The following is a 9260-nucleotide window of genomic DNA, read 5'->3' as shown; positions in this document are numbered from 1 at the left end:
TGGCTCGGTCGAGGTGCGTGAGCCACATGGGGCATCTCACTTTTATCGACCGAAAATGTCACTAACGCCTGCAGAAAAACGCTAACTGATCAGCATTGCGCACAACGGCGGGCTTGGCGAGAAGCGCGAGCGGGGGTTAACGCCCTTTTTTCTTGCGCCCTGGCTGGGCAAAGCGCTTGCGGCCGGCCGGTGCAGCGGCTTTGTCGGCGCTTTTGGGGCCGCCGGCGCTCGGTTTTTTCGCCGCGGCGGATTTGGCCGGGGCCTTCTTCGCCGGCTTGGCCTCGGACGAGGAGCCTTCAATCAGCTTGAACAGCTCGATCAGCTCGTCATCGGTCAGATCGCGCCATTCGCCCAGCGGCAAGCCTTTCAGGCCGACGTTCATGATGCGCGTGCGTTCCAGCTTGGTGACCTCGTAGCCGAAGTGTTCGCACATGCGGCGGATCTGGCGATTCAGCCCCTGCACCAGCGTGATGCGGAACACGAACGGCGCTTCTTTCTTCACCTTGCACTTTTTGGTCACGGTGCCCAGCATCGGCACGCCGGCGCCCATGCCGCGAATAAACTCGTCGGTCACCGGCTTGTTGACCGTCACCAGATACTCTTTCTCGTGATTATTGCCGGCGCGCAGGATCTTGTTGACCAGGTCACCGTGATTGGTCAGAAAGATCAGCCCCTGCGAATCCTTGTCCAAACGGCCGATCGGGAAGATGCGTTTGCTGTGGTTGACGAAGTCGGCGATGTTGTCGCGCTCGCCGTCTTCGGTGGTGGTGACGATGCCGACCGGTTTGTTCAGCGCGATCAGCACCAGATCTTCTTCATTGCGCGGTTCGATCAGCTGACCGTTAACCTTCACCACATCGCCGGCAAATACCTGAGCGCCCACGGTGGCGCGTTTACCGTTGATGAAAACGTTGCCCTGTTCGATGTATCGATCGGCGTCGCGGCGTGAGCAGATACCGCTCTCGCTAATGTATTTGTTCAGACGAATGGATGAGTTAGTCAGCATGGGATCTCCGTAAAACGCGGACTATACATTACCCGGATGACGCTGCGAAGCGAATCGTTAAGGCTTCCGGACGTGATTCACGTTAGACGTTAAGGTATAGATTCTTTTTTTAAGCAGGTTAGGATAATAAAACAATTCAGACAGCGATGAGTGAGCATTAGTCGATAGGGAGCCTCTGCGGTATACAGAGCCGCGTATAAGGAATGGGTAGCATGAAAAAATATGTGGTTCTATTCACGGCCTGCTTCCTGGTCGGCTGTCCGGGGCCTGGCGATAAGCTGACTCCGCGCTTCTCCGCCGTCGTCACTGCCAAAGATAACCATGTCTACATTCTTTCTTCTATGAAGGCGGGGGATAATATTCGCTTCGTTCAGATTTATAGCGAATCAGGCGATAAGCTCATTAAAGCTATCGATAATGACGTTTTCTTCGTTGAGCCGGGGAGGTGCATGCCGGTATTCGACTATGCTTTTCGGCCAGGGAAGTGTTATTCCGTCGCCTACGATATACAGACACCCGAAGGTTCGCATTTGATTACCGCCGCATTCATGGTTGTCTCCGACGAACGGGGCAACCTGAGGGTTAACCATTAACGCATGTTCTTAGGTTTAGTTTGTTGGACTGCGTTAGGTTGTAGAATGAAAGGCTATGAAAAAACTTGCCCTGTTGCTCGCTAACGCATTGGCTGTTGTTGGGCTGGCTGTGCTGACAATAAAGCTTTTTCCTGTACCCAGGCTAAACCAGAATCAAACCGCTTGGCTGATTGACGCCAGTGGGTTTTTCCATTTTAACGATACGGAATGGTTTGGTGCGCTCGTTTTTGGCGCGGTTTATCTGCTGGCCGGGTGTCTGGAATGGCTCTTTATCCGCCAGGTTTTTCAGCGGGTGAGCTGCGGGCACCGCCACTAACTCTCATCACCGTTCCTCCACCTTCACCACCCGGGTATTGAGCGGGGTGAGCGTTTGCCCGGCGCTGCCGATCGGCGTCAGGCGCGGGACGGGGCGGCCGCTGTCGCTTTCCACCAGCATTGAGTGCGCCTCTCCCTCGGCGAACAGATGATCTTCCCCCCACTGGCGCAGGCCGACGATCACCGGAAACAGCGCGCGGCCTTTCTCGGTCAGTACATATTCCTGATAGGCGCTGCCGTCTGCGGCGGGCACGATTTCCAGCACGCCGTGCGTCACCAGCGCGCGCAGGCGGGTGGCAAGGATGTTCTTCGCCATCCCCAGCCCTTTTTGAAATTCGCTGAAGCGGGTGACGCCGTCGAAGGCGTCGCGCACGATCAGCAGCGACCACCAGTCGCCAATCACATCCAGCGTGCGCGCCACCGGGCACGGCGCGTCTTCCAGGCTTTTACGTTTCACGGCGGTTATCTCCAGCTGCACATTCTGGTTGCATTATAAAACCTCTGCGCCTAAAGTTCATTGGGTTTAATAATGAAACCAGATAGAGGTGTGCAATGAGCGACAAACTGCTGGATCCTCCCTGTGTGGTGCTGGGGCGCCTGCCGGCATCCCTGGTGCTGCTGTTGGCCGGTGCCAGCGCGTTCAGCGTGGCCAACGTTTACTATGCGCAGCCGTTGCTGGACGCCATTGCCCGTGATTTTTCCATCAGCCTGGCGGCGGTCGGCATGGTGATCTCCGTGACTCAGTTGGGCTGCGCGCTGGCGCTGCTGTTGGTGGTGCCGCTGGGGGATCGGTTGAACCGACATCGGTTGCTGGCGTGGCAGCAACTGGGGCTGATTGGCGCGCTGCTATTGGTGGGCTGGGCGCACAGCGCATCCGGGCTGCTGGTAGGGATGTTGCTGGTGGGGCTACTCGGCACCGCCATGACGCAGGGGCTGATCGCTTTTGCCGCGGCACTGGCGGCGCCGCAGGAGCGCGGGCGGGTGGTTGGTGCGGCGCAGGGCGGAGTGGTGCTGGGATTGCTGCTGGCGCGCACATTGTCCGGTGCGCTGGCGGACGTTGGCGGCTGGCGCACGGTGTATTTTTTCTCCGCCGGGGTGACGCTGGTATTGCTGCCGATCCTGTTGCGCCTGCTGCCTGCGCCGCGCACCGCTCCCAGTACGCTGAGTTATCCCGCGCTGCTGCGTTCAATGCTGACCCTGTTGCTGCATGAGCGCACGCTGCAAATTCGCGGCATGCTGGCGCTGCTGATGTTTGGCGCTTTCAGCCTCTTTTGGAGTTCGCTGGTGTTGCCGCTGAGCCAGGCGCCGTTCAGCTTCAGCCATGCCGCGGTGGGGGCGTTCGGCCTGGTCGGCGCGGTGGGCGCACTGGCGGCGGTGCGCGCCGGGCATCTGGCGGATCGCGGATTGGGGCAAGTGGCCAGCGGCGTGTGTCTGCTGCTGTTGACGCTGGCCTGGTTGCCGCTCGGTTTGCTCGGCAGCGGCCTGGTTTGGCTGGTGGCGGGCATCGTGCTGCTGGATCTGGCGGGCCAGGCGATCCACGTGCTGAACCAGAGCATGATCTTCCGCGCGCACCCGCAGTCGCACAGCCGGCTGGTGGGCTGCTATATGCTGTTTTACGCCGTCGGCAGTGGGCTGGGCGCCTTTGCCGGCACCCATATGTACGCCTGGGCGGGCTGGAGCGGCGTCTGCTGGCTGGGGGCGGGCGTCAGCCTGAGCGCGTTGCTGTTTTGGCGGCTGACGCTGCGCGGGATGCCGCCCTCAGCGACGGCGGTGGAGCAGTGAAAGCTGGAAGCCCAGCGCACCGCACAACTGCTGAGGCGCGGTGAAGCCGCTTTCCGCCAGGAGGAGACGGCTGCGCGCCGCTGCCATCGGGTGCCAGTTGCGGCGGGTGCGTTCGATCACCTCCTGCGCCTGCGCCGCCGAATGCCCGGCGCTTTGCAGCCAATGTTGGTAGTGGCTGGCGGGCAGGCCATCCGGTTGATAGTCGAACAGCAGCAGCGGTGCGGCGGGGGAGAGGCGCTGCGCCAACTGCTGCAGGAAATCCAGTTTGGCGCCATCGTCGGCGATAAAGTGCAGCACCAATGAGCACACCGCCGCATCGTGGCGGGTTTGCGGCGCTTGTTGCAGCAAGGTGGGTTGGAAACTCACCCGTTGTGCATAACCCGCTGCTTCGGCCTTGGCGCGTGCGGCCGCCAGCATGCCGGCGGAGGGTTCCACGGCGCTGAAACGCCAGCTGGCGTTGGCGGCGGCCAGCGCCGTCAGTTCGCTGCCGGTGCCGCAACCGGCCAGCAACAGCGTGGTGTCATTCGGCAGCGTCTGCGCGAGCGTCGCCGTCAGCAGCGCCTGGGCAAACTGATAGCCGGGCACCAGGGTCAGAATGCGGCGATCGTAGTCCGCCGCCGCGGCATCGGGGAAGCGTGTATCCGTTTGGTATTGCATAACCTTCCTTGCCAAGTTCATTGAGAGAGACAAGGAAGGGTATGCTTAAATGATAATGAAATCCATTATCATTAATGAGTTCTGTGACGGGAAAGGCGGCGTTAGCGGGCCGGCGAATGCATCAGGTAATAATCTTCTTCGCCGTCGTTGCCGGTAGAGATGATGCGCCAGCCGTGTTTGCGGTAGAACGCCAGCGCCTTTTCATTCTTCACCAGGCATTTCAGCGAGCCGGTAGCGGTGAAGGTAGCTTCCGCCGCCTGCAGCAGCGCACTGCCGACGCCGCGCGGCGGCTGATGGGGATCGACATACAGGTTATGAATGAAGTTGTCTTCGCGGTAGACGGAGACGAATCCCAGCAGCGTGCCGCCGTCTTCCGCCACCCAAATCGCTTCGCCCAGCGTCGCGCCGTCGAAATCTTCCAACTGATAGTTTGAGGTATCGCGCCAGCCGAACGCCGCCTTGCGCGACGCCAGGTACAGCGTGCGCAGGAAGGGGCGATCGGTCTCTTGGTAGGGTCTTATCTGCATGGCATCTCCCGGTGGTTTGTGCTCACTATAGCGCATTGTGCAGCGTATGCCCGCTGAGCCTATTTATTCGCTTGTTTGTCCGCGCCGCCGCTGGCATGATCCCCTGCAGGGATTAACGCAACGTTGATCACAACCTATTGATTTTCATGACTCGGGGTGCCCTTCTACGTGAAGGCTGAGAAATACCCGTATTACCTGATCTGGATAATGCCAGCGTAGGGAAGTCACGGCCGCCCAGCCGGCGCCGCCTTCTTGAACGCCGGTTGGGAGGAATATGATCGCTCGACCTGATGCACTACCCGGCGCCCGCGCCGCGGCCTGTCTGACCCAATTCCAACAGCGGCCTCCGCTGATCCACTGCCTGACCAACGAAGTGGTGCAATCGCTGACCGCCAACGTGTTGCTGGCGCTCGGCGCTTCCCCGGCGATGGTAGTGGAGCCGCAAGAGGCGGCACAGTTCAGCGCGCTGGCCGACGGCCTGCTGATCAACGTCGGTACCCTCAATGCGCTGCGCGCCGAATCGATGCGGGCGGCGGTGGCCGCCGCCAATCAGGCCGGCAAGCCCTGGACGCTGGATCCGGTGGCGGTCGGCGCGCTCTCCTACCGCACCGCCTTCGCCAAACAGCTGCTGGACGAGAAACCGGCGGCGATACGCGGCAACGCCTCGGAAATCATGGCGCTCAGCGGGTTGCTGGCCAGCGGCCGCGGCGTGGACAGCGGCGACGATTCGCTGGCGGCATTGCCCGCCGCGCGTGAGCTGGCGCAGCGCAGCGGCGCGGTGGTGGCGGTCACCGGCGCGGTGGATTACGTCACCGACGGCCAGCGCGACTGGGCGATCGAAGGCGGTTCCCCGCTGATGACGCGGGTGGTGGGCACCGGCTGCGCGCTGTCGGCGGTGGCGGCGGCGTTTTGCGCCCTGCCGGGCGATCGCCTGGATAACGTGGCGACCGCCTGCCGAGTGATGTCTCACTGCGGTGGCCTCGCGGCCAGGCAGGCCGCCGGGCCGGGCAGCTTTACGCCGGCGTTTCTCGATGCCCTGTATCAGCTGCGTGGGGAGGATCTGTGATGAAACGCATTAACGCCCTGACCATCGCCGGCACCGATCCCAGCGGCGGCGCCGGCATTCAGGCCGATTTGAAGGCTTTCTCGGCGCTTGGCGCCTACGGCACCTCGGTGATCACCGCGCTGGTAGCGCAGAATACCCGCGGCGTACAGTCGGTGTATTACATCGATCCGGCGTTCGTCGCCGCGCAGCTGGACTCGGTGTTCAGCGACGTGCGTATCGACAGCGTCAAGATCGGCATGCTGGCCAACGCCGACATCGTGCAGGCGGTAGCCGAACGGCTGCGCCATTACCGTCCGGAATTCGTGGTGTTGGACACCGTGATGCTGGCGAAAAGCGGCGATCCGTTGCTGGCGCCGGAGGCGGTGGCGTCTATCCGGCGCGAGCTGTTGCCGCTGGTATCGATCATTACGCCGAACCTGCCGGAAGCGGCGGCGCTGCTGGCGTGCGCGCCGGCGGAAGATGAAGCGCAGATGCGCGAGCAGGGGCGGGCGCTGCTGGCGATGGGCTGCCGGGCGGTGCTGATGAAGGGCGGCCACCTGAGCGAAAGCGAGAGCCCGGACTGGCTGTTTACCGCAGAAGGCGAGCAGCGCTTTACCGCGCCGCGCGTCGCCACCCGCCATACCCACGGCACAGGTTGCACGCTCTCGGCCGCGCTGGCGGCGCTGCGCCCGCGCCATGCCGATTGGGCGGCCACGGTGGCCGCCGCCAAGGACTACCTGCAACAAGCGCTGCAACAGGCGGACACGCTGGAAGTGGGGCACGGCATCGGGCCGGTGCATCATTTTCACGCCTGGTGGTGAGTCAACTTTTTGCCGCAACCGTGGTCTGACTAGTTCAGGCCCGGTTTGACGGGCGAAACCTGATTTAACCTAGGGAGAAGGACTATGACGGGACACCAGGCGCTGCGTTGCGCCCTCTTCGGCGCACTGCTCAGCTTCAGCGCGGGCAGCTTTGCCCAGCAGATCGTCACCACGTCGGATTTGATTCAGCAGCCGGGGTATCAGGCCAGCTGGCAAAACATGGTGAAAGGCCAGGCGCGGATGCCGGGCTGGGCGCGCAAGGGCGTCGGCACCTCTACGCCGGCGCAGAATCTGAACTGGAAGGGCAAAGAGTATCTGGTCGGCAACCTGTGCAAGCCGCACGACTGCGGCAACAACTTTTTGATCGTGGCGTTCAGCGCGGACAAATCCCAGGCCTGGGGCGTGCGGGTGGAAGTGGAAGATCGGCCGGAAGCCGTCGATCATCCGAAGAAGTATGCCAAGTACCAGTGGCTCGGCAAGCCGAATGACGACATGAAAGCGCTGCTGAAGCAGCAGTTCGAGAACAATCCCGACTGGAAATGATCTGACCGGGGGCACCGGTGATGGTGCCCCCGGCGTTGATCAGCCGATGCCGGCCTGATGCAGATCGTGCAGGTTGAGCGCCCCCACCAGCACGCCGTCCATATCGACTACCGGAGCCGCGCTGATGTGCTGTTCGTGCAGCGCTTCCAGCGCCTCCCCGGCGCGCCACTGCTCCGGCAGCCGATAGCCGGGGCGGGTGATCGCCGGGCTGAGCGGATCCTGCAGGCTGTTGCCCTTCACCAGCCAGCGGCGCAGGTCGCCGTCGGTGAACACGCCCACCACCCGCTGCTGCGCGTCGCAGACCGCCACTAACCCGAGCCCGGTGCGGCTCAGCTCCAGCATCGCTTCCATTACGTTGGCGCTTTCGCTCACGCGCGGCAGGCGATCGCCGGTGCGCATCAGGTGATGCACGCGGTTCAGCAGGCGCGCCCCCAGGCTGCCGCCCGGGTGCGAGCGGGCGAAGTCTTCCGCGTTGAAACCGCGCTGGCGCATCAGCGCCATCGCCAGGGCATCGCCCATCATCAGCGTGTTGACCGCGCTGGAGGTCGGCGCCAGCCCCATCGGGCAGGCTTCGCGCTCGACGCCGATATCCAGCACGCAGGCGGCGGCCAGCGCCAGCGGCGACTCTTTGCCGCCGGTGACGGCGATCACCGGAATGCCGTTCTCCGCCAGCAGTGGCAGGATCAGATCCAGCTCTTTGGCGCGACCGGAGTAGGAGATGAACACCACCACGTCGTCGGCGCCGATCATACCGAGATCGCCGTGCAGCGCCTCGGCAGGGTGCACGAAGAACGACGGCGTGCCGGTACTGGCCAGCGACGCGGCGATCTTCTTGCCGATATGGCCGGATTTGCCGATGCCGGAAATCACCGCCTTGCCACGGCAGTTCAGCAGCAGTTCGCAGGCGCAGACGAAGTTGTCGTCCAGGCGCGCCAGCAGGCGTTGCGCTTCGGTCAGCTCGATCTCCAGCGTTTCGCGGGCGAAGGCGAGCAGGGCGTTGGCGTTACTCATCGGGATCTCCTACCAGAAGGATATTGATGCCTTTCGCCTGCAGGGCGGCGAGGTAATCGGGGTTGATGTCTCGGTCGGTGATCAGCGTGTCGACGGCGCTGAGTTCGCACACCACGTTCGGGCTCTTGCGGCCGAATTTCGAGGAGTCTACCAACAGAATAATGCGGCCGGCGGCTTCACACATCGCTTTGCTGACGTTATGCACTTCGTTGAAGGTGGTGACGCCGGCGTTGAGATCGACGCCGTCCGCGCCGATAAACAGCTTGTCGAAGCTGAACTGCTGGAACGCCGATTCGGCCAGGCTGCCGTGGAACGAGGCCGATTTTTTGCGGTAGGTGCCGCCGGGCATCAGGATGGTCTGATCGTTGTCCAGCTCCACCAGCGCGTTGACGATGGTCAGGCTGTTGGTCATCACCGTGATGTTATTGAACTGCGCCAGGTGCGGCACCATCTGCAGCACCGTGCTGCCGGCGTCGAAGATCAGCGAGTCCCCGTCGGCGATCAGCGCCACGGCGGCGCTGGCGATGTGGCGCTTTTTCTCGGTATTGATATGGGTTTTGCGGTCGATCGGCTGATCGCCGTCGTCGCGGCTGAGCACCACGCCGCCGTAGGTGCGGATCACCTCGCCTTCTTCTTCCAGCAGGGTGAGATCCTTGCGGATGGTGGTGCCGGTGGTGGAGAAATGCTCGGCCAGGGCGTCCACTGCCGTTTTGCCATGCCGCTGCAGATATTCAAGGATAGCGGCCTGCCGCTGCTTTGGTTTCATCGCGATTCCCGTTCACAAGAGTGGGGCATTTTCCCTCGCTGAATAATTCACTATGAAAGGTAATGCCTTTTAATGTGAAAATATCACGATTTGGGTTCAATCGCTAACGATAGTGCAGACTGGCATGCGCGATCCTCGGGGAAGATCACATCCGGGCGCAAATCCCGCTGATGCAAACCGTGCAATCGAGGCAG

General features: G+C 62.3%; 12 protein-coding genes, 1 pseudogene and 1 riboswitch. Of the genes and pseudogenes, 6 read left to right on the top strand and 7 right to left on the bottom strand.

From position 1 onward, the window contains the following. Window positions 1-136: 136 nt before the first annotated feature. Entirely contained in the window at window positions 137-1006 is an 870-nt protein-coding gene (gene rluF, locus FUU19_RS11830; RefSeq protein ID WP_141967245.1) for a 23S rRNA pseudouridine(2604) synthase RluF, read from the bottom strand. A 212-nt stretch (window positions 1007-1218) separates the two neighbouring features. On the opposite strand from rluF, the gene FUU19_RS11825 reads away from it, so the two are divergent. Both FUU19_RS11825 and FUU19_RS11820 read left to right on the top strand, forming a co-directional pair. Beyond that, window positions 1219-1599 carry a putative T6SS immunity periplasmic lipoprotein gene (locus tag FUU19_RS11825; protein ID WP_230490579.1) on the top strand — a complete coding sequence of 127 codons (381 nt, stop codon included), beginning with the start codon at window positions 1219-1221 and terminating at the stop codon, window positions 1597-1599. A 55-nt stretch (window positions 1600-1654) separates the two neighbouring features. After that, entirely contained in the window at window positions 1655-1915 is a 261-nt protein-coding gene (locus tag FUU19_RS11820; RefSeq protein ID WP_033655345.1) for a DUF1158 family protein, read from the top strand. A 6-nt stretch (window positions 1916-1921) separates the two neighbouring features. Here the strand turns inward: FUU19_RS11820 and FUU19_RS11815 are convergent, their stop codons facing one another. Further along, a complete protein-coding gene (locus FUU19_RS11815; RefSeq protein ID WP_230490580.1) occupies window positions 1922-2371 on the bottom strand; it encodes a winged helix-turn-helix transcriptional regulator in 450 nt (149 codons plus the stop codon). Between the two features lie 95 nt (window positions 2372-2466). On the opposite strand from FUU19_RS11815, the gene FUU19_RS11810 reads away from it, so the two are divergent. Continuing rightward, complete coding sequence (locus FUU19_RS11810) at window positions 2467-3696, top strand: MFS transporter (RefSeq protein ID WP_230507131.1); 1230 nt, start codon at window positions 2467-2469, stop codon at window positions 3694-3696. Here the strand turns inward: FUU19_RS11810 and FUU19_RS11805 are convergent. Both FUU19_RS11805 and FUU19_RS11800 read right to left on the bottom strand, forming a co-directional pair. Continuing rightward, on the bottom strand, window positions 3673-4353 hold the full coding sequence (locus FUU19_RS11805; protein WP_196018751.1) for a class I SAM-dependent methyltransferase: 681 nt from the start codon (window positions 4351-4353) through the stop codon (window positions 3673-3675). The genes FUU19_RS11810 and FUU19_RS11805 overlap by 24 nt on opposite strands. Window positions 4354-4454: 101 nt before the next feature. Beyond that, entirely contained in the window at window positions 4455-4880 is a 426-nt protein-coding gene (locus FUU19_RS11800) for a GNAT family N-acetyltransferase (RefSeq protein ID WP_047730087.1), read from the bottom strand. A gap of 142 nt (window positions 4881-5022) precedes the next feature. Beyond that, a riboswitch (TPP riboswitch) is annotated at window positions 5023-5119 on the top strand. A 35-nt stretch (window positions 5120-5154) separates the two neighbouring features. Between FUU19_RS11800 and thiM the strand changes: the two genes are divergently transcribed. The 3 genes from thiM (at window position 5155) to FUU19_RS11785 (ending at window position 7289) form a co-directional block, all read left to right on the top strand. Then, the gene (gene thiM, locus FUU19_RS11795; RefSeq protein WP_049278612.1) at window positions 5155-5946 is read left to right on the top strand and encodes a hydroxyethylthiazole kinase; all 792 of its coding nucleotides are present in this window, start codon (window positions 5155-5157) and stop codon (window positions 5944-5946) included. Continuing rightward, window positions 5946-6746 (top strand): bifunctional hydroxymethylpyrimidine kinase/phosphomethylpyrimidine kinase, encoded by an 801-nt coding sequence (thiD, locus tag FUU19_RS11790; RefSeq protein WP_033648851.1) that lies wholly within the window; start codon window positions 5946-5948, stop codon window positions 6744-6746. Before thiM ends, thiD begins: the two co-directional genes overlap by 1 nt. Window positions 6747-6830: 84 nt before the next feature. Further along, window positions 6831-7289 (top strand): inhibitor of vertebrate lysozyme family protein, encoded by a 459-nt coding sequence (locus FUU19_RS11785; RefSeq protein WP_033639640.1) that lies wholly within the window; start codon window positions 6831-6833, stop codon window positions 7287-7289. 39 nt (window positions 7290-7328) lie between these two features. Here the strand turns inward: FUU19_RS11785 and gutQ are convergent, their stop codons facing one another. From gutQ to FUU19_RS11770, 3 genes and pseudogenes are all read right to left on the bottom strand, one after another. Further along, complete coding sequence (gene gutQ / locus FUU19_RS11780; RefSeq protein ID WP_063990517.1) at window positions 7329-8300, bottom strand: arabinose-5-phosphate isomerase GutQ; 972 nt, start codon at window positions 8298-8300, stop codon at window positions 7329-7331. Beyond that, window positions 8293-9066: a glucitol operon DNA-binding transcriptional repressor SrlR gene (srlR, locus tag FUU19_RS11775; protein ID WP_033635559.1), complete on the bottom strand. Its 774-nt coding sequence runs from the start codon at window positions 9064-9066 to the stop codon at window positions 8293-8295. Before srlR ends, gutQ begins: the two co-directional genes overlap by 8 nt. 83 nt (window positions 9067-9149) lie before the next feature. Beyond that, a pseudogene (locus FUU19_RS11770) lies at window positions 9150-9260 on the bottom strand (transcriptional regulator GutM); the annotation flags it as partial.

Origin of the sequence: Serratia montpellierensis (genome assembly GCF_020858655.1) — a bacterium.
Taxonomy (GTDB): domain Bacteria; phylum Pseudomonadota; class Gammaproteobacteria; order Enterobacterales; family Enterobacteriaceae; genus Serratia; species Serratia montpellierensis.
This window is presented reverse-complemented; position numbering and strand designations above follow the sequence as displayed.

Bases quoted from the DNA above. Each gene is read 5' to 3' on its own strand.
- FUU19_RS11805 (WP_196018751.1), bottom strand. From the start codon at position 4,353: ATGCAATACCAAACGGATACACGCTTCCCCGATGCCGCGGCGGCGGAC.
- FUU19_RS11825 (WP_230490579.1), top strand. From the start codon at position 1,219: ATGAAAAAATATGTGGTTCTATTCACGGCCTGCTTCCTGGTCGGCTGT.
- FUU19_RS11820 (WP_033655345.1), top strand. From the start codon at position 1,655: ATGAAAAAACTTGCCCTGTTGCTCGCTAACGCATTGGCTGTTGTTGGG.
- FUU19_RS11810 (WP_230507131.1), top strand. From the start codon at position 2,467: ATGAGCGACAAACTGCTGGATCCTCCCTGTGTGGTGCTGGGGCGCCTG.
- rluF (WP_141967245.1), bottom strand. From the start codon at position 1,006: ATGCTGACTAACTCATCCATTCGTCTGAACAAATACATTAGCGAGAGC.
- thiD (WP_033648851.1), top strand. From the start codon at position 5,946: ATGAAACGCATTAACGCCCTGACCATCGCCGGCACCGATCCCAGCGGC.
- FUU19_RS11800 (WP_047730087.1), bottom strand. From the start codon at position 4,880: ATGCAGATAAGACCCTACCAAGAGACCGATCGCCCCTTCCTGCGCACG.
- thiM (WP_049278612.1), top strand. From the start codon at position 5,155: ATGATCGCTCGACCTGATGCACTACCCGGCGCCCGCGCCGCGGCCTGT.
- srlR (WP_033635559.1), bottom strand. From the start codon at position 9,066: ATGAAACCAAAGCAGCGGCAGGCCGCTATCCTTGAATATCTGCAGCGG.
- FUU19_RS11785 (WP_033639640.1), top strand. From the start codon at position 6,831: ATGACGGGACACCAGGCGCTGCGTTGCGCCCTCTTCGGCGCACTGCTC.
- gutQ (WP_063990517.1), bottom strand. From the start codon at position 8,300: ATGAGTAACGCCAACGCCCTGCTCGCCTTCGCCCGCGAAACGCTGGAG.